General features: G+C 69.8%; 11 protein-coding genes, 1 tRNA gene and 2 pseudogenes. 5 read left to right on the plus strand and 9 right to left on the minus strand.

Annotated features, from left to right (window positions below):
• The first annotated feature begins 286 nt into the window (after nucleotides 1-286).
• Nucleotides 287-1294, plus strand: coding sequence for a PIN domain-containing protein (locus ACR807_RS09175; RefSeq protein WP_438920795.1), 1008 nt, complete (start codon nucleotides 287-289; stop codon nucleotides 1292-1294).
• Between the two features lie 242 nt (nucleotides 1295-1536).
• Here ACR807_RS09175 and ACR807_RS09180 read toward each other — a convergent pair whose 3' ends face one another.
• The 4 genes from ACR807_RS09180 to ACR807_RS09195 all read right to left on the minus strand — a co-directional run bounded on the left by ACR807_RS09180 (nucleotide 1537) and on the right by ACR807_RS09195 (nucleotide 4528).
• Entirely contained in the window at nucleotides 1537-2670 is a 1134-nt protein-coding gene (locus tag ACR807_RS09180) for a tyrosine-type recombinase/integrase (protein WP_438920796.1), read from the minus strand.
• Nucleotides 2663-3094, minus strand: a complete 432-nt coding sequence (locus tag ACR807_RS09185; protein ID WP_438920797.1) for a hypothetical protein — start codon at nucleotides 3092-3094, stop codon at nucleotides 2663-2665. Before ACR807_RS09185 ends, ACR807_RS09180 begins: the two co-directional genes overlap by 8 nt.
• A gap of 342 nt (nucleotides 3095-3436) precedes the next feature.
• A tRNA-Leu gene (locus tag ACR807_RS09190) sits at nucleotides 3437-3519 on the minus strand.
• Between the two features lie 376 nt (nucleotides 3520-3895).
• A complete protein-coding gene (locus tag ACR807_RS09195; protein WP_438920798.1) occupies nucleotides 3896-4528 on the minus strand; it encodes a hypothetical protein in 633 nt (210 codons plus the stop codon).
• Nucleotides 4529-5228: 700 nt separating this feature from the next.
• Here ACR807_RS09195 and ACR807_RS09200 point away from each other — a divergent pair.
• On the plus strand, nucleotides 5229-5807 hold the full coding sequence (locus ACR807_RS09200) for a hypothetical protein (RefSeq protein ID WP_438920799.1): 579 nt from the start codon (nucleotides 5229-5231) through the stop codon (nucleotides 5805-5807).
• Between the two features lie 97 nt (nucleotides 5808-5904).
• Here ACR807_RS09200 and ACR807_RS09205 read toward each other — a convergent pair whose 3' ends face one another.
• Nucleotides 5905-6375: a hypothetical protein gene (locus tag ACR807_RS09205; RefSeq protein WP_438920800.1), complete on the minus strand. Its 471-nt coding sequence runs from the start codon at nucleotides 6373-6375 to the stop codon at nucleotides 5905-5907.
• 62 nt (nucleotides 6376-6437) lie between these two features.
• Nucleotides 6438-7028 carry an RNA polymerase sigma factor gene (locus ACR807_RS09210; RefSeq protein ID WP_438920801.1) on the minus strand — a complete coding sequence of 197 codons (591 nt, stop codon included), beginning with the start codon at nucleotides 7026-7028 and terminating at the stop codon, nucleotides 6438-6440.
• Between the two features lie 723 nt (nucleotides 7029-7751).
• Between ACR807_RS09210 and ACR807_RS09215 the strand changes: the two are divergent.
• Nucleotides 7752-9042, plus strand: a pseudogene (locus tag ACR807_RS09215) (IS256 family transposase).
• 492 nt (nucleotides 9043-9534) lie between these two features.
• On the opposite strand, the pseudogene ACR807_RS09220 reads toward ACR807_RS09215, so the two are convergent.
• A pseudogene (locus tag ACR807_RS09220) lies at nucleotides 9535-9657 on the minus strand (IS5/IS1182 family transposase); the annotation flags it as partial.
• A gap of 174 nt (nucleotides 9658-9831) precedes the next feature.
• On the opposite strand from ACR807_RS09220, the gene ACR807_RS09225 reads away from it, so the two are divergent.
• Entirely contained in the window at nucleotides 9832-12558 is a 2727-nt protein-coding gene (locus ACR807_RS09225; RefSeq protein ID WP_438920802.1) for an AfsR/SARP family transcriptional regulator, read from the plus strand.
• Nucleotides 12559-13522: 964 nt separating this feature from the next.
• On the opposite strand, the gene ACR807_RS09230 is transcribed toward ACR807_RS09225, so the two are convergent.
• Both ACR807_RS09230 and ACR807_RS09235 read right to left on the minus strand, forming a co-directional pair.
• A complete protein-coding gene (locus tag ACR807_RS09230) occupies nucleotides 13523-16132 on the minus strand; it encodes an ATP-binding protein (RefSeq protein WP_438920803.1) in 2610 nt (869 codons plus the stop codon).
• 202 nt (nucleotides 16133-16334) lie between these two features.
• Nucleotides 16335-17123 (minus strand): AfsR/SARP family transcriptional regulator, encoded by a 789-nt coding sequence (locus tag ACR807_RS09235; protein ID WP_438920804.1) that lies wholly within the window; start codon nucleotides 17121-17123, stop codon nucleotides 16335-16337.
• Nucleotides 17124-17669: 546 nt separating this feature from the next.
• On the opposite strand from ACR807_RS09235, the gene ACR807_RS09240 reads away from it, so the two are divergent.
• The gene (locus tag ACR807_RS09240) at nucleotides 17670-18857 is read left to right on the plus strand and encodes an acyl-CoA dehydrogenase family protein (RefSeq protein WP_438920805.1); all 1188 of its coding nucleotides are present in this window, start codon (nucleotides 17670-17672) and stop codon (nucleotides 18855-18857) included.
• The last annotated feature ends 19 nt before the right edge of the window (nucleotides 18858-18876 follow it).

The raw sequence follows: 18876 nt of genomic DNA on the forward strand, positions 1-18876 counted from the left end.
GAATCCGACGAGGCGCCCGACGGGCGACAGGGCCGCGCATGTCCGAACGCCCGGCGGTCGTGCATAGTGGATCAGGTGCAGCGGGTGTTCCGAGCTGAGGGCTGGCTGATCACGGTTCGACGGTGGTGAGAGGGAAGCAGGGCCGGCGGGTCGATTCATGTTCCGAGCACCTGTCCGGCGCGGGTTACGGCCTCGGCAAACCAGCCTCGCTGGTCGATCCCGGACGGGGCCGAGGCTGGCGGATTAGCTGGCCTGCTGATGGCGCTGTGTTCAGTAGCATGCTGAGGTGCTCCGGCTGCTGATCGACACGAGTGCGTGGCTCGACCTCGCCAAACGACGCGACGGCCAGAAATGGATCGTGCCGATCCGGGTCCTGCACCATCAGCGGAGGCTCGATCTTCTGGTGCCGCAGCTGGTACTCGATGAGTACACGCGCAACCGCAGTCGGATCGAGACGGCGATGACAAGTAGCGTCTCCGACCGTTTCCGCCTGCTGCGCCAAGACCTCGCTGAGTACGGCGGCGCGGATCAAGCAGCATCGATAGCGTTGGTCCGCGGACTTGAGCACCAGGTGCCTCTGATCGGGGCCATGACGACTCGTAACTTCGACGAGATCGCCGAGTTGCTCGCCAACGGCGAGCCGCTGGTACCAGGTGAACACGAGCACCGGCGGGTGGTCGAGCGTGGTATCGCCAAGAAGGCTCCGTTCATCGGCACGAAGAACAGCACCGCCGACGCCATGATCATCGAGCTCTACGCCACTGCGGTACGCGCCACCGCCCCCGGCACCGGAGCCGAACTGTGCTTCATCACCTCCAACCATCGTGACTTCTCCGCACCCGACGATCACCGCAAACCACACCCCGACATCGCTGAGTTCTTCACGAACAGCACCCCTGGCGCCGCCGTCACGTCGAGCTACCACCGGGGTATCGAGGGCATCGCGCTGGCCCTTCAGCAGCACTTCGGCGAGGAGTTCGACGAACTGGTGGAGGAGTCCGACTTCCAAGAGGAGCCGCGCACCCTTGCCGAGATCTCCGACGCGGAAAAGGAGTTCTTCGACCGCGTCTGGTACGAACGGCACCTACTCTTCCGCTACCGGTACGAGCACGGCGAGGACGACCGCACCACCAAGAACACTTACGAGATGGCACTGGCGGCAGCCGAGCGCGTCACCGCCGCCCGGCCCGATCTGCACCCAGTCGACAGCGACTTCGAGTGGGGCATGTGGAACGGGAAACTCTCCGCCCTGCGCTGGGTACTCGGCGAGGAGTGGGACTCCCTCGACACCTGAACGCGCTTCAGGGCACCGCCAGGACCCAACGCCCCGCAGAAGTAACCACAATCAGCGACTAAGATGATCGCCTGCGGCATCAGGCGGGTCAGCCCGAGACCGCCCGGCTGAGCTGCAGTTCAAGCGTGGTGCCGAACGGTTCGCCACTCCTGATCGCTGAGCACCAATTCGCACAAGCAGCTACGGCTCGTTGGCGCAGGCTGCCCGACCGGCGTTCAACGGCCGGGCAGCCTGCGCTTTCGCTACGGCGCCTGTGGCGCGACGAGCACTGCTCGCAATGGGTGTTCCTCCACCTCCTCGTACCCGACGATCGCCAGCGGGTGCCGGATGCCGGTCATCGCCTGCAACGCCGTGGACACCTCCGCCAGGCTGGCCTTGACGTAGGTGTAGGTCGCGCCGTGCTTGTTCGAGGTGGGCTCGGCGTGCCCGGCGTAGGCCCGCGCCACCGCGAACCCGAAGTTGCGCTCCACCCAGGTCAACGTGGTGTGCCGCAACCAGTGGGTGCTGATCATCTGGGTGTGCACGGTGTCCACGTGCTTGCCGATGCGTCCCCACAGGGTCTCGTAGCGCTTGCGGGTCAGCGCGGTGCCGTCGTGATACCGCAGCACCGGGCTGTCCTCGTCCCGTGCACCGCGCTGGTGGGCGTGGTGGAGCAGGGTGTCCATCAGCGTCGGTGACACCGGCTGCCACCGCGACGTCATGCCCTTCTCCCGAAGCAGCACCAGGCACTGCTCCCGGTCCAAGTCCCGCAGCCGCAGCCCGAGCGCGCCGCCGCGTCGGGCCGCGGTCTCGATGTGGAACCTCAGCAGCAGCGCGTCCAGCCCGGGATCGTTGCCGGTGGTCGAGGCGACCTCCTGGATCTTCGCCACCAGATCCGGATCGAGGCTGTGTCGACGCGACCTCACCCGCTTCGGTTTCGCCACCCGCAGCATCACGTTCTGTCGCAGCGACAGCAGTTCCTCGTCCATCGCGTACCGGTACAGGCACAACAACGCGTTGTAGGTGTGCTCGGCCGCGCCCTGCCCGCCGTTGCCCGACCGCCGCTTCACCACCCCGGCCTTGATGAGCTCGAACATCCCTTGGACGTCGGAGACGGTGACCTCGTCCAGCCTTCGCTCGCCCCAGACCTCGACGATCTTGCGCCAGTAGGTGCCGTACACCCGCCGCGAGGGCGCCGGAACCGCACCCTCGACCACCGGCACGAACTCCGCGAACGTCGGCACGCGCCGCACCGTCGGAACCTCACCGCCGCCGACTCCCGCGCGCTCGGCCACCAACGCGTCGAGGTCGACCAGGTCCTCGATGCGCAGGTTCATCCGCGCCAGCAGCTGCGTGGCCATCGCCACGTCGGCCGGGTCGGGAACAGCCTCAGCCACGACGCCCACCTCCCGACTCCACGGATCCGGACACGGGCGACGCCGACGCCCCCGCCTCCGCGGCTCGATCAGAGGGGCCATCGCCGGGACCGCCAACTTGGACCCCCACGGCGCGAGCCGCGTCCACGAGTCGACGTGGGTCGGGCAGGGCGTGGTCCAGCCGTTCCTGGCCGAAGATCAGCAGCGCCGACAGCTCCGGCACCGCCCGCAGCAGCACCAGTTCACGCTGGCCGAAGGAGCACCAGTGCCGGACGGTCGCGGGGATGTGCAGGAACCGGCGGCTCTTCACCTCGTACTCGCCGCCGCGGGCGCGGCGCACCACGACCGTCCCGGCCTGCGCGGTGATGTCGATCCGCGTTCCCGCTTCCCAGCCGAGAACGTCGAACAACATCCCGCACGTCAACCGGCCCTTGTGGTCGAACACCGACGTGGAATACCGGCGCAGGTGCCGCATCCGAATCGGCGGAAGCTCGCCCGGAGCCGGTGCCGGAGTGCGCCGCAGATCCAATTCCCGGGGTACGAGCGGTTCCGCCGCAGGGATGCCCGTCCCCGCTGTCGAGGGCGTCCGTCCCGGATCCGACGGCGCGCCCGAGGGGGCGCGGCGGGTCGTTCGGCCGGGAACGAGCGCGGGGATGATCCGATCACTCAAGGTGGCCACCCCGCAGGAGGGCGGACTGCCGTCGAAGCGACTTGAACCCCCGACCGCGTGCTGCGGTCGGGGGCCGGTACTGCCATGATGGGTAGTGGGGAATTCCCCACGTTTGAGTGTCCGAGGGGGGACTTGAACCCCCACCCCCTTTCGGGGACTAGCACCTCAAGCTAGCGCGTCTGCCATTCCGCCACCCGGACCTTCGGCTTTCGCCGTGGTGTGTGCATAGATTACATGATCGTTCCCGAGTACCAAAATCGGGGGTGGGCTTCGGGTGTCGTCGGAAGGTTTGCGCAGGTCACGGTGGGGTGGACTGTGGTGGGTGTGAGGTCGTCATCTGGAGGGCTCCGTCTGGCTGCGGTGCGGGACCTGCTTGGAGGGTGTGGGCGGAAGCGGCAGGCTGGGAGGTGTTTCGCGCCGGGATGGGTGTGCCCTGGAGCCCTGTCCTGGATGCTGGGCATGGGGTTGTGTGGCGTGGGGCACGTGTAGCCGGTGTCGGGGTGAGGCTGTTCTCGTAGTCGATCGGGAATGCCTGGCCGAGGGGAGTGGCGGGGGGCGGGTGTTGTAGCGGTGTGCTCAGTCGAACACGGCCAGGCGTACTTCTCTTTCGCTGTCCCAGGTCTGGGCGCGTTGGAGGAGCTCGCGTTTGGAGGAGGCGTTGAGGCTTTCGGCGGCGGCGCTGACCGCAGAGCTGCCCACCGCGCCCATGGACCTGGTGACCCCGGCGATCGGTAGATACGTTGTGTCGCCGACGTAGTGAGTGCTGGGCAGGTCAGTGGCCTTGATCGCGGTGGTGCCGGTGGCGTAGCCGCAGCCCGGCTGGCCGATACCGCGCATGACCTGGGCGATGCGCTTGTGGTCGACGGGGTGCCGTGCAGTTCGGTGGTGATGGTCTTCCTGTGGTGGTGGCTGGACCGGGCGATCCGACGATCTGGCACGACCGCTTCGCGCCATGGCGGCGTCGGCGGTCGGAGACGAATCCGAAGCGGTTCGCCGGCGCGTTTCCTGCGGAGTGCTGGGCCGCCTTGCGCGGGATGTCGCGTTTTCTCCGGCTCGCGGAACCGCCTGCGCAGCGTTCTTGTCCGCCGGTGAACTTGACGGCGGCACGGTCGCGGTGGCGGCGGCTCCTGGCCCGGTGGTGCGTTGGCCGTCGTTGAGGCGGATCCGGTTGCGCAGTGTCTTGTGGTTGACCCCGAGGTCTCGGGCCACCGACTTGATCGTCGTACCGGGGCGGGGTCGGTAGAGCGCGACCGCCGGGGCGGGGGCCGAGGGGCTGATGGCTGGTCTCCATGATCGTCGTCGGGGTGTGCCGCCCGCGTGGGTCCCGTCAGGCTGGACAGGACCGGGGCGTGCGTCCTGCCGCCGCGGGGTGCGGGGCCGCGTCTCCGGCTGGCGTCGTCACGGGTGCCGACTGCGGAAGTCCCGTGTGCGGGTTCCCCGGTCCTGCGCACGGGCCGATATTTCACGTTTGCTGATCGCGCGCCTCGCGTTTTCGGGACCCGATCCGGGTCGAAGTGCCCTTCCCCGGCGCCCGCGGACCTGCTCTCCGCATCGCGCGGAGCCTCTTGTCCGTATTAATCGTATCGCTGCGGGCGCATTGGATGGCATTATCGTTAATTCGCGTCCGGTCATCCCACGGGTGCGTCGGGTTCCCAATGGGACGGTAATGTGAAGGAATTTTATTCGACCTGTTCGGCCTATTCCTCGGTCTCCGATACTTGTTGATACTTGCCGCGCTGGATGTCTATCGAGCACGGGGGATTTTCCACACGACGAGTGAATAAGCCGATTGGTCCGTCACTCTTGGCGGCACCTTGCGGCGGTATTCGGCGAGTGGTTCCCCGTATCCATCGTCGTGCAACGCACAGGAGTCGTAATTATTATGAGCGCGAACCGAAGAACCAAGATCATGGCCGCTTTCGCCGGGCTGCTGTTCGGCCTGGCCTGGGTGGCGGCTGCGCCGTCCGCCTCCGCGGCCGACGGCAAGCCCGCCCCGACCGGCGACGCGCAGCACTGCGTCGTGTCCGTGGGCACCGGCGCGGTGAAGTGCTTCACCACCGCCACCGAGTCGATCTCCTTCGCCACCGGCGGCCGGGTGACCAGCGCGCCGGCCGACATGCGGGCCGTGATCCAGGACGCGAAGCTGACGCAGGAGATCAACGCCTCGGACCCCGGGACGATGGCCGTGGTGATCGGCATCGAGTACTACCTGCAGAACTACGGCACCCCGTCGTTGACCTTCTCCGGCGCGACCGCCTGCACCACGACCACCGGGGACACCGACTACCAGTACAACCCGCTGCCCAACTACAGCGGTAGTGGCGGCATCAACTGGAACAACAACATCCGTTCGTTCCGCGGCTACAACAACTGCTACCAGCGGATGTACGACTACTCCAACTGCACCGGGCTCATGCTCGGCTACGTCGGTTCCTCCGCGGACATGGGCACCGCCCGCGACCGCACCGAGTGCATCCGCTGGTCGTAGACCTCTGGAACAAAGCGCTGAACACGACGGCACAATGCCGCGTGGCGTGAGATCGGCCGGCCCCCGGGGAATTCCCCGGGGGCCGGCCGCAGGGGAATCAGTTGTCGAGCGCGCGCAACTCCGGGAGGTTGAGCCGGATGCAGGTGGCCGTGTCGCCGGGGAACACCCCGGCCACCCCGTCGGACACCACGCACGCCACCAGCGGGGGCGCGACCCGCTTGGCGGCGGGTTGACCCGCCTTCGGGTCCTGCTCCGGCGGGGGCACCTGCGCCGCGGCCGGGCCCTCGGTCAGCACACCGAACTCCCACAGCTGCCGGCACAGGGCCACCGCCTCGTCGGCGACGTCGGCGGGCTTGCCCTCGGCGGTCGCGCCCACGCCGTCGCTGCGGTAGCCGTTCACGTCCGCCTCGGTGTAGCAGTGGACCTGCTCGCGGACGGTGGCCTGCTGGGACACCACGTACGCGGCCACGGCCACGCCCCCGGAGAGCATCAGGGCGGTCACCGCGCCGGGCACCGCCCAGCGGACCGCCCGGCGGCGGGACGTCGACCGCTCGGCCACAACGGTCATGAGGTGCCCTCGGCGGGCTTCGCGCCGGCGCGGTGCCATGGGGATCTGGCCAAAGGAGTCCGTCATCGCATTTCCCTTTCCAAGGTGGTCGGCCGGTCGAGCAGCTCGCGCAGGTGTCGGCGAGCCCGGTTGAGCCGGGAGCGGATGGTGCCGACGGGGACGCCCAAGGCGATCGAGGCGTCCTCGTAGCTCAGGCCGGTCCAGGTGCACAGCGCCAGCACGTCCTGCTCCTCCCGGCGCAACTGGCGGTAGGCGGGCAGGATCGTGGCCATCTCCAGTTCCGCGTCCACGCGCAGCGCCGCCTCGTCGGCGGGGTCCACCTCGGGCGCCGCGGCGGGCAACCGGGCCAGCGCCCGGTCGTACCGCCTCAGCGCCCGCGTGTGGTTGCGCATCACGTTGTTCGCGATCCCGAGCAGCCACGGCAGCACCGATCCGGCCGCCGACAGCCGCAGCCTGCGTCGCTGCCGCCACGCCTCCAGGAACACCACCGAGGCCAGGTCCTCGGCCGTGCTCCAGTTCCCGATCCGCCGGAAGCAGTGGTTGTAGACGGTGTCCGCGTGGCGCTCGAACAACGCGCCCATGCCCGTCGGGTCGCCCGCGGCTGCCCGCCGCCACAGCGACTCGTCGGTCTCCGCAGGCTCAACTGGGTCCATGCCAACTCATGTCCGCTCGACGCGGTGTGGTTCCACCCGGTGTCCGATGATGCCGTTGCCGCGCTCGGGCCGTCGAGTTCCCTGAACTTCTCCCGGAGCCTTGACATCCACTTGGACGGCGGTCGGCTCGTCCCCAACGGCCCATGTGGTGGTCGCCGGAGGCGGTACGTCGAACCGGCCTGACCTTGTGGGGCGTCGAAGTCGGGCGGGTCGACTCCGGGCTGAGCCGGCCGAGGTCCTTCTGGATGCGCTCGGTGCCGCAGAACCCGTTGATCCTTCAACCGTTCCGCGCACCGGACGATCCCGCTCGCGGTCTTCTGAATCGAGTACCACCTCGAAAAACGGACCACTCCCGCTCGCATGGGAAGGTCGGGTCCCACGCGTACGCCCACGTCTCGCCAGCGGGGCACCCCTCGCTCGCGCGGGGAAGGCTGCGTACCTGCTGGGGGAGGGCCCGCCCGGAATGGATGTGGGCACTGTTGGTTCGGTGAGGTCTCTCAACGGAAGTCCGCGCCGGGCGTTGTTGAGTGCGGTTCTACCGAGAAAACCTCAGTGTCCTCGATGCCGGTGAACAGCTCCTGCGTCATCGGAACGGGTGTGCAATCGCTTCGCGGAGCAATGCTTGAGACCTGTGGATCGGCCGAGGGAGGGCGTACCTTCCCGGTGATCGAGTAGAGGTCTCAAACAGGCCGACGTTGGCGCGTCGGTCGGGAAGGCACGCCCGTGCTCACAGTAGTCCCTGACCCCGCATCCGGTGACGACCGGCCGGTCGCGGCGGGCTCGTCGTCGTTGATCGACGAGATCGTCCGCGAGGGCGCCCGACGAATGCTGGCCCAAGCGCTACGGGCCGAGGTGGACGCCTATCTCGCCGCGTTCGCCGACGAACGCGACGAACGCGGTCACCGCCTGGTGGTGCGCAACGGTCACCACCGGCCCCGCGAGGTGCTGACCAGCGCCGGCGCGGTGGAGGTGACCGCGCCGCGGGTCAACGACAAGCGCGTCGACCCGGACACCGGTGAACGCAAGAGGTTCGCCTCGGCGATCCTGCCCGCCTGGGCACGCAAGACACCGAAGATCACCGAAGTGCTGCCGTTGCTGTACCTGCACGGCCTGTCCAGCGGGGACTTCGTGCCCGCTCTGGGGCAGTTCCTTGGCAGCGAGAAGGGTCTGTCGGGTCCGGTGATCACGAAGTTGACCGAGCAGTGGAAGGCCGAACAACGCGCGTTCTGCGAGCGTGACCTGTCCGGTGTGGACTATGTGTACCTGTGGGCGGACGGGATCCACGTCAACATCCGCCTGGAGGAGCACAAGCTGTGTCTCCTGGTGATGATCGGAGTGCGCGCGGACGGCCGTAAAGAGCTCGTCGCCCTGACCGACGGCTACCGCGAGTCCACCGAGTCGTGGGCGGATCTGCTGCGCGACTGCATGCAAGCGGCGCGGGATGACCGCCCCGGTGCTGGCGATCGGCGACGGCGCGCTCGGGTTCTGGGGCGCGCTGCGCGAGGTGTTCCCCGAGGCACGAGAGCAGCGGTGCTGGTTCCACAAAATTGCCAATGTCCTTGCCGCGCTACCGAAAACCGCCCATCCCGGGGCAAAGAAGGCCCTGGCGGAGATCTGGAACGCCGAGGATCGCCAGCACGCCCTGGACGCGGTGACCTCCTTTCGGGCCGCCTACGGGGCGAAGTTCCCCAAAGCCGCCGCGAAGATCACCGACGACATCGATGTCCTGCTCGCGTTTTACGACTATCCCGCCCAGCACTGGATCCATCTCCGCACGACGAATCCCATCGAATCGACCTTCGCGACAGTGCGACACCGAACGAAGGTCACCAAGGGGCCCGGTTCCCGGGCTGCGGGTCTGGCGATGGCGTTCAAGCTGATCGAAGCCGCTCAAGCACGCTGGCGTCTGGTGAACGCGCCCCATCTCGTCGCCCTGGTCCGAGCCGGCACCCGGTTCATCAACGGTCTGCCGGTAGAACGACCCGACGACCAGTCCCCACCATCAGCGGCCTGAACCACCTTGATCCACAGGTATTGACAATAGCTCCGCTTCGCGTCGAACACCAGCCTGACCACTTCGAGCCCGATGAACGAGTGCCGGTCGATCAGCGCCTGGACGACGCTCACCGACTGCGCCGGGGCCACGGCGTCCGCGCATTGGTCGCGTTGAGGTGGGCCGGTCCGCGGCCTCTGAGGCGGCTCAGGGACGCCGCGTGCGCGAAAGCCCGGATACCTCTCCGCGGTACCGGGCTTTCGGGCTACCGGGTGACGCGGAGGCTGAGCACGCCCTGCGGGCCGGTGCCCGGCTTGGCCCGCACCTCGTCCGCTGGAGGACGACGACGCAGCCCGACCTGGCGAGCGCCTCCGACGAGGAGATGTTCGTCCTGATCGACACCGACAGGTGAGCCGAAGCCCGCGATCGTCCGCACGTGACCCGGTGCCCGGTCTTCGGGGACGACCTCGAACCCCTCCAGCGTTACCCGAGCGGCGTGTCGTGCAGCGACACGGCGTGTTCGTCGAGGGCGCGGATGCGGGCACGTGCCCGGTTGGCCGCCTTCTGACCGCGTGACAGCCGTGGCCGGGTGGCGTGGCGTTTGAACGGGGTGCGCACCGTTCCGCCCGTGCCTTGGACCGACACCGCGCCCGCTCCGCGCGGATGAGGCCAGCCAGGCGGACTCGACCAACGCGCGGTCCGCACGGTCGACGTCGCCGGCCGGACGGCCTGGGCCGTTGAGGTGAATCGCCTGCAACTCCTTCGCGTCGTGCTGCTCGACCCGCTATTGCTGGTTGTGGGGGTGGAGCGGTGCTGGAAGTACATTTGCTGGGTGAGGTGGCCGTACACGTGGATGGCCTCCGCGTCGATCCGGGGCCTTCCAGGCAGCGGTGCGTGTTGGCGGCACTGGCGGTGGACATCGGTCGTGTCGTACCGGTGGAACGCATGGTCGACCGGGTGTGGGGTGAAGATCCGCCGACGAAGGCGCGGGCGGTGTTGGCCACCTACATTTCGCGGTTGCGGCGGGTGCTGGCGGGGGCGCGAGCTGCGGAAGTGATTCGCCGTTCGGGAGGCTACCTGCTGGCGGTCGAGGAGCTCAGCGTCGATCTGCACAGGTTCCGCGCCTTGAACGCCCGCTCCCGCGAGGCCGACGACGCCGTCGCGGTGCCGTTGCTGACCGAGGCGCTGGGGTTGTGGCGCGGAGAGGCGCTGACCGGCCTGAACGGTGAATGGGTGGCCGCCGAACGAGACCGGCTCGGCCGTGAGCGGCTGGCCGCCGCGCACCAGTTGGTCGACGCCCGGCTACGCCTGGGACAGGGCGAGGAGTTGGTGACCGAGCTGGCCACGCGCGTGGAGGAGCACCCCTTGGACGAGCGGGTGGCCGGCCAGTACCTGCTGGCGCTGCACCACGCCGGGCGCACCGCCGACGCCTTGGAGCACTACCGGCGGCTGCGCGAGCGACTGGTGGAGGAGTTGGGTGTCGACCCCGGTGCCGCGCTGCGCGACCTGCACCGGCGCATCCTCGACGAACCCGCACCGTCCTCCGCTGCTGTGAGCACGGCGAAGGCGGTGGTGGTACCACGCCAACTGCCCGCCGCGCCCGGGGCCTTCGCCGGTCGCAGTGAGGACGTCGAACGGCTCGACGCCGCGCTGACCCCTTCGGTCACCACGGTGGCGACAGCTGCGGTCGTCGGTACCGGCGGTATCGGCAAAACCTGGCTCGCACTGACCTGGGCGCACCGCAACCTCGACGACTTTCCCGATGGGCAGCTCTTCGTCGACCTGCGCGGCTTCAGTCCCGACGGCGCACCGATGGATCCCGCGGTAGCCCTGTGCGGCTTCCTCAACGCCTTGGGCGTGTCCTCGGAACAGATCCCGGTCGACACGCACGCACGATCGGCGTTGTTCCGCAGCCTGGTGGCCGACAAACGGGTGCTGATCGTGTTGGACAACGCCGCCAACACCGACCAGGTCATCCCGCTCCTGCCGGGCAGTTCCACCTGCACCGCGCTGATCACCAGCCGCAACCACCTGCAGGCATTGGTCACCGGTCGCGCTGCACGACACGTGTCTCTCGACATGTTGACCGAGTCCGAAGCCCACGCCTTGCTGACCGCTCGGCTGGGTCCGGCCCGCGTCGGAGCGGAACCGACCGCAGTGCGGGAATTGGTGCGCTTGTGCGGCGGCTTGCCGTTGGCGCTGGGCGTCATCGCGAGCCGCGCCGCCATGCGGCCGCAGCTGCCCCTGGCCACTCTTACCGCCGAACTGCGCGACTTCGGCTTCGGCATGCTGGGCGACGCCGATCCCACCGCCTGCCTGCCGACCGTCCTGTCCTGGTCACACCACGCCCTGCCACCCGAGCAGGCCACCGCCTTCGCCCTGCTCGCGGCCGCACCCGGTCCCGACATCGGCCTTCCCGCAGCGGCAAGTCTCACCGGCCTTGCGCCTGCCGACACCAGGGCGGCGCTGCACGGGCTGGAACAGGCGTCACTGGTCGAGCAGGATGCCCATGGCCGCTACCGGATGCACGACCTGATCCGCCAGTACGCCGCCGCGTTACCCGTGCCCGATGCCGACGCCGCGCAGCGTCGGGTGATCGGCTACTACGTGCACACGGCCGACATCGCGGCACGGTTGGTGCACCCGCACGCCTCCAGAAGATCCCCGGCGCCCGCCGAGCCGGGCTGTGTTCCCGAACGTCCGGACTCACAGCAGCAGGCGTGGGCGTGGTTCCGCCGCGAGCAAGCGTGCGCGTTGGCTGCCCAACGCGTGGCCGCGGATCGGGGGGACCACCTGACCGCGTACCTGCTCATGTTCGCCCTGTATCCCTTCCACCACATGTCCGCGGACTTCACAAGCCACGTCACAGCGTGTCGGATCGCCCTGTCAGGAGTGCGACACCTGCAAGACCCGGTGCTGCACTGCAATGTCCACCGTTTCCTCGGCGAGGCGCTGTGCAGCGCCGGGCAGCACGACGAGGGGGTGCGGTACTTGAACACCGCGCTGCACAGGGCACAGAGCCTCGACCAGCCCGCCTACCTGTCGAAGACCCATTTCGCCTTCGCGTTGGCCTGGATGCACCAGGGGCGGTACGCAGAAGCGCTGCGCAGCGCCGGCCACGCCCTGCGCTCGGTGACAGCACCGGACAGCCCGCTGTGGACCGCCAAGATCCGCACCGTCGCCGCCAACAGCGCCGTCCGCCTGGGGCGTCACGAGCTGGCCACCGCGCACTGCCTGGCCGCGCTGCCCGTGCAGCGTGAACACGGTGACCGCGACGGCGAGGTCAACTCCGTGTTCGTCCTGGGACTGATCGCACTCGGTACCGGTGATCCGCGCAATGCCGCGACGCACTTCCGTGCCGCCTTGGAGCTATCCCACCAGCAGACCAACACCTACCTGCAAGCGGATCTCCTCGACCGGCTGGCCGAAGCGCTGTACGACCTCGGCGAACATCAGGAAGCCCACGACCGCCGGCGGGCAGCGTCCGCGCTCTACCGGCTGCAGGGGCGGAATCAGGAGGCCGCACGGGTGCAGTAGAGATCCGACGTCCACGGCCTTCGCGACCACAGCGGCGACCAGTCACGCCCGAGCACGGAAACCACCGCGTAAGTCCGGACAGCCAACCCGCAACCGTCCGACTCGTTCAGCGGATCACGGGTCAGCCGGGTGTCCGTCTGCACCTTCAACGGAGCTGTTTCAAGATCGGCTCTGGCGCACTCCCGGTGGTGGTGCGGCGGCCACCCAGTCCGTGACGGGGTCGAGGGTTGTCATGATCATTTATGGCTCAGGTGGCGAAGCTGGTCAGGGCGCGGATACGTCGAATGCGTTGCCCTGTCACGGAATGTGCGCGCCGGGTGTTCCGGGAGCAGGTACCGGGTCTGGTCGAGCGGTACCGGCGACGCACCGTCCGACTCGATGACCAGCTCCGCGGTGTCGTGCGCGAGCCGGCGGGCAGGGCCCCCGGCCGGCTGCTGCCGGCGCTGGGGATCGCGGTCGGGCGGGACACCGCGGTGCGGGTCCTGCTGGGTGTCCCGTTACCGGATCGAGCGGTGCCGCGGGTGCCGGGGATCGACGCCGACGCCCGGATCGACGCGCTGCCCGGACGCGGCGACGAGGTGGTGGCCGGGTGGTTGCGGGCGCGTCCGGGGGGTCGAGGTGGTGTGCCGGGACGGCTCGATCGCCTGCGCGCAGGCCGTGCGGGACGCGCTGCCGGAAGTGCGCCAGAGCCGATCACGAGGTAGACCCCGCTGCGGCATGACACGGGTGTGGGTGTCGGGTGCGTCCGGTGGCAGTCGGGACGGGGTCGTGGCGTGCCTCGGCGATGCGGTCGCGAACCCAGGGCTCCGAGCGGTCGAACAGGGCACCGAGTTGGTGCCCGGAGAGCGGTCCGCCTTCGGCGGCGCTGGTGTGATTCCTCCGCCTTCCGCCGCACGACCGTGAGTCGCCGGTGTGCTCCGGGACGGCCCGGTGCCGCCGTCGAGCGGCGCGGCCCCCACGCGGCTCATCGCCTCGACGCGGTCTCGGCACGCAGGCGTTGGACGGTCGACCGCAGCAGCAGCAGCAGTTCCGGTGTCTCGTGATGCCCGCCCGGCAGCACTTCCGTTCGCGGTGCCGGGCGGGCCGCCTTCGTCCTCCACGGCACGCGCGTGCGGGCGATGGCCCTCAGCAACGGCTGCCGGAAGACGTACCGGCCGGTCGCCACCGCGGACAGCATTCCCGACTCGCTCAACTCCTCCAGCGCTTCCGCTGTGCCCGCGTCGTCCGGGCGCAGTGCCCGTACGTCGTCGAGGTGCACCACGTCGCCGGTCAGCGCCGCGTCCTGGAGCACCTGCCGCAGCCGGTCGGGCAGGCCGTCCAGCCTTGCGGCGAGCACGCGGTGCACCGCACGCGGCACCAGGTCCCGCGGTGACGGGCACGTCGGGCCGTCGACCGCGGCCAGTGCGGTACGGGTGAGCTCCACCGCGAACATCGGGTTCCCGTCGGCCAGCGCCACCACCAGCCGCGCCAGTTCGCGGACGGTCGGACCGGAGGTCGGGTGCCCCCCGTGCTCGGCGACCAGGTCCAGCACCTCGCACGCCACCGCCTCGTCGCTCAGCGGCGGCAGCTCCACGGCCCCGGCCCGCCACCGAGGCCGCCGGTCGAACAGTTCCGGCCGCGCCACCGCCACCACCAGCGGCCCGTTGTCCTGATCGAGGAAGGCGTCCACGGCCAGCAGGGCGGTGTCGTCCGCGGCGTGCAGGTCGTCCACCAGCACCACCACCCGGCGCTCCGCGGCCAGCCCGCGCAGCAGGGTCCGCCAGGCCGCCACCACCTCGTCGAGGCCCGCGGTGCGCTCGTGCCCGCTCACGTGCCCCAACGCCACCAGCAGCGCGTCGAAGACCCGCCGGGCCCCGGTGTGGTCCACGACCCGTTCCACGACAGCCCACAGCCGGGCACGCGCGACCCCGGGCGGGTCGGCTTCGTCGATGCCGCAGCACCGGGCCAGGAACGGTGCCAGCTGCCCCACCTGCGACTCGTCGACGGTGAACGGCTGCATCGACACCAGCAGGGCCTGCGGCGAGTGCTGCCCCGCCCGCCGTTCGAACTCGGCCAGCAGCGCGGTTTTGCCCGCGCCGCTGCCACCCGTGACCAGCACCAGTCCCGGCGAGCCGTCCAGCGCCGCCAGCAGCGCCCGCACCTCGTCGTCGCGCTCCAGGAGTTCCCGTCGCCCGCCCCCGTGCCCGGACCGCACACCGGTGACCGCCCACAGCCGACCGGAGAACGGTGTGCGCTCGCAGTCGAAGCGGCTCGCGATCTGTTCCCGCACCACGTCGCTGACCCACAGCTCGCCCGGCGGTACCAGCGGCAACACCGAGTACGACCGGTCCAACGCCGCGCCCACCACGCGCAGCGTCCCGTCGTCGCGGTGGTGCACCAGCGCCTCGCCCGAGTCGACCACCGCCCGGACCAGCACTCGTTCGCCGGGGTGGTGCAGGCGCAGGCCGTGCCGAACGGCCATGACCGCGAACATCGCGCGCATGGCCTCGTTGTCGCGGCCGCGCCGTACCCCGAAGGTCACCGACCACAGCGAGCCCATCCGTCCGGTGACCGTGCCGCCGAAGTGCCGTGCCCGCTCGGCCACCAGGTCGTGGACGGCCTCGATCGAGGCGTCCAGTTCCTCGAGGTCGGCGTGTTCGGGTCCCACCGCGATGTGGAACAGGGCGGTGATGACCTCCTTGAGCTCCCGCACGTCGTCGACCGCCCGGAGGGGCGTGCGCACGGGCGGCGCTCCCGGGAAGGGGGAAGGGGGAGCGGGCGGCGTCACCACCTGCACACCGGTGGGTGCGGGCGTCGGCGTCAGCGCCGGGTCGTGCGCCAGGATCGCCTTCTGGAGTTCCCGCAGGTCCCGTCCGGGCTCCAGGCCCAGTTCCCCCGACAGGTAGGCCCGGGTCGAGCTGAACGCGGCCAGCGCGTCAGCGTGCCGTCCGCTGCGGTACAGCGACAGCATGAGTTGTCCCACCAGGCGTTCCCGCCTCGGTTCGGCGCGCACCACCGACTCCAGGTCGGGAAGCACCACCTCGTGCCTGCCCAACCGCAGTTCGGCGTCGAAGTACTCCTCCAGCACGTCCAGCCGCACCGCCTCGGTCGCCTTGACCTTCGGCCACGAGATGCCGGCCTCCACGAGGTCCGACAGCATCGGGCCGCGCCACAGGTCCAGCGCTTCGCGCCACAGCAGCGCGGCCTTCGCCACCGCGCCCTCGCGCGCGCTGTCGCGGCCCGCCGCGACCAGTTCGCCGAAGCGGAAGAAATCCACCGCGGCCAGGTCGACCTCCAGCAGGTAGCCGGGCGGCCGGGAGTGCAGCGACGCGGAACCAGGCCGCTCGCCGAACAGGGCGCGCAGTCGCCACACCGCGTTCTGCACCATCTTGCGCGCCGACGGCGGCGCCGCTCCGTTCCACAGCGCGGAGATGAGCCGGCTGGTCGCCACGACCTGGTTCGGGTGCGCCAGCAGGTAGCCGAGCACGGCCCGCTGCTTGATGCTCCCGATCGGCAACGGCCTGCCGTCGCGGACGACTTCCAGCGGACCCAACACGTCGAACCTGAGTTCGTCGCGACATCGGGCGGTGCTCATGAGGGCCTCCACTCGGGTTCGCGGGCGAGAAATGCGGGACGGGGTGGTGGTCGGCGTTCTTCCCGCATTGCCGAATCAGTGCAGGGGGCACGGGGGAGCGCCGGGGAAATGCGTGGCGCACACCCTCCGCGGTGAAGAGCGGTCAGGTGAACGCGGAAAGGGCCGGCGGTGACCGGACGGGGAACCGGGCATCGCGTGCGCTTCAGGCGGCCAGCAATTCGGCCGTGCAGTGTTCCGGTTGCCCGGCGCGGTGCATCAGGATGTCCTGTTCCAATCGGCGCAGCCGTTCGCCGGGAGCGGTCTGGAAATGGTCGGTGAGCGCCGAGCGGGTGCGCCGGTAGACGTCCAGGGCGTCGGCGGACCGGCCATTGCGGTGCAGCGCGACCATCTGGAGCAGGCACAGCCGCTCCCGGGTCGGATCGGTCTCGGTCATCACCGCCAGTTCCGCGATGACGCCCCGGTCGCGACCCAGCACCAGTTCCGCGGCGATCCGGTCCTCGACGGCCTGCCACCGGCTTTCCCGCAGCGCGGCCAGTTCCGGCCAGGCGAAACCCGCTTCGGCGAGGTCGGCCAGTGGGTCCCCGCGCCAGAGGTCCAGGGCCAGACCCAGGTGTCGGGACGCCGACTCGAAGTCCCGCTCGGCCAGGTCCCGCCGCGCGGTGGCGACCAGTTCGTGGTGACGAGCGGAGTCGAGGGCCGCGGCGGGCACGCGCAGCATGTACCCCTGTGGCCCGGTGCGCAGTTCGAGCGGCAAGGCCGCGGCGGGGCGGAACAGCGCCTTGCGTAATCGGGATATCCCGTTCTGGAGGACCTTGCGGGCGGTCGCGGGCTCTTCGTCCTCCCACAGGGCGCGCGCGAGTCGTCCTACTGTCAGGTAAGTACCCGAATGCAGCACCAGGAAGGCCAGGATCGCCCGTTGTCGCACCCCGTTCACCGGGACGGGCAAGTGGTCGTGGACGACCTCCAGTGGCCCGAGGACGCGGAATTCCATATGGCTCCAGACGGGGTATCGGGTAGGCCGTTCGGCCTTTTGCTGAATTCCGCAGGGCTGGCGAAATTTCGAAGGGTGCCTCGAATCGATCCTAGTGGACCGCCCGGCCGGTGCGGCGAAGTGCTCCCGAACATGCAGGAAGTGGGATGTCGCACTCCCTCGGGAGGTGAACTCGCGCTATACTCTGAGCCTTCCCAATCCGCGGCGGATCGCATCGATCTCGTCGTGGACGTAAATCGACAGCACATCGACAGGACGCGGTACGGGACCGCGCCGGTCGCGCTCCCGGCGGCACCACCGGCCGACCTGCCGGCTTCGGACCTGCCGCGAGGTGCCGCCCGACGTACGCGTCGGATGTCGTCGCCACCATCGCCGTCGCCACCGCGTCCCGCCCCCGCCCCCCGCCGGGTTCGCTCCGGAGATCCTCGGCCCGTTCTCTGCGAAGTAATCGGCCGCGGATTACGGCGGGGTGGACGGCCCGGTGGGGAACGTCGTTACCGTTCGCCGGGGTGTCCGCACGCCGCGACGCCCCGGAGGAGGAACCCGATGTCGCTCAGCACCGCCCAACCGACTCCGACCACCGAGGAGCTGATCGGTCGAGCCCGTGATCTCATCCCGCTGCTGCGGGCCAACGCCGAGCGCACCGAGCACGAATCGCGGGTGGCCGACGAGAACGTGGTCGCGCTGCGCGCCGCGGGCCTGCTGCGGCTGAGCACGCCGCGCGAGCACGGCGGTTGGTTCCTGCCCATGCGGGACCAGGTCCGGGTGCTCGTCGAGATCGGTCGCGGCTGCCCGTCGACCGGCTGGATCGCCGCCAACCACGCCGCCTCGGTCGACCTCGTCATGGTCATGCCCGAGGCCGGCGTGCGCGAGATCTACGACGCCGACCCCGACGCCGTGATGCTGTCCGCGGCGAGCCTGGACCCGAAGCTGCGCGCCGACCGGGTGCCCGGCGGTCTCCGCGTGAACGGTCGCTTCCCCTACGCGTCCGGCTGCGAGTTCTCCGACTGGGCGTTCCTGGCGTGGGTGCCGGTGTTCGACGAGGACGACAAGCACGTCGGCGTCGCCAACCTCCTGGCCCCGCCCACCGACCTGCGGATCGAGCAGACCTGGAAGGTGGCGGGCCTGTCCGGCACCGGCACGCACGCCATGGTCGCCGAGGACCTGTTCGTGCCCGACCGGTTCGTGCAGTTCGCGCCGCTCAAGCCGGACGGCGAGCCCGAGTCGCCGATCGCCGCCACCATCCTGATCAAGGGCAACCTGCACTCGCTGTCGTCCCTGGTCGGCGCGGCCATGGGCGCGCTGGACCTGGTGGCGGCCAAGCTCGCCGAGCACAAGCCGCTCGCCTTCTCGATCTACGAGCGCGCGGTCGACTCCACCTCGGTGCAGCACCAGTTCACCGAGGCGACCCACCTGGTCGACACCGCCGTCCTGCACATGCTGCACGTCGCGGAGGGCTTCGACGCCGTCAAGGAGGGCGAGGACGCCACCCCCGCCGAACGCGCCCGCCTGCGGATGCACATGGTCACCTCGCTCCAACGGGCCCGCGAGGCCGTGCAGTTGCTGCTGGACCTCGGCGGCACCAGCGGCTTCGCGCAGGCCAACCCGCTCCAGCGGTACTGGCGCGACCTGGAGATCGGCAGCAGGCACACCGCCCTCAACCGCCCGATGATCGTCGAGGACTACGCGCGTTCCCTGCTCGACCTGGGCCGCCCGGTGTCCCTGCTGTTCTGACCCCGTACCGGACCAGCGA

This window comes from Saccharothrix sabaoui (assembly GCF_051756985.1).
GTDB lineage: Bacteria > Actinomycetota > Actinomycetes > Mycobacteriales > Pseudonocardiaceae > Actinosynnema.

What these genes read in the sequence shown, in the direction of transcription:
- ACR807_RS09210 (WP_438920801.1), bottom strand. Translation starts at nt 7,028, where the DNA reads ATGGACCCAGTTGAGCCTGCGGAGACCGACGAGTCGCTGTGGCGGCGG.
- ACR807_RS09235 (WP_438920804.1), bottom strand. Translation starts at nt 17,123, where the DNA reads ATGGAATTCCGCGTCCTCGGGCCACTGGAGGTCGTCCACGACCACTTG.
- ACR807_RS09205 (WP_438920800.1), bottom strand. Translation starts at nt 6,375, where the DNA reads ATGACCGTTGTGGCCGAGCGGTCGACGTCCCGCCGCCGGGCGGTCCGC.
- ACR807_RS09230 (WP_438920803.1), bottom strand. Translation starts at nt 16,132, where the DNA reads ATGAGCACCGCCCGATGTCGCGACGAACTCAGGTTCGACGTGTTGGGT.
- ACR807_RS09200 (WP_438920799.1), top strand. Translation starts at nt 5,229, where the DNA reads ATGGCCGCTTTCGCCGGGCTGCTGTTCGGCCTGGCCTGGGTGGCGGCT.
- ACR807_RS09240 (WP_438920805.1), top strand. Translation starts at nt 17,670, where the DNA reads ATGTCGCTCAGCACCGCCCAACCGACTCCGACCACCGAGGAGCTGATC.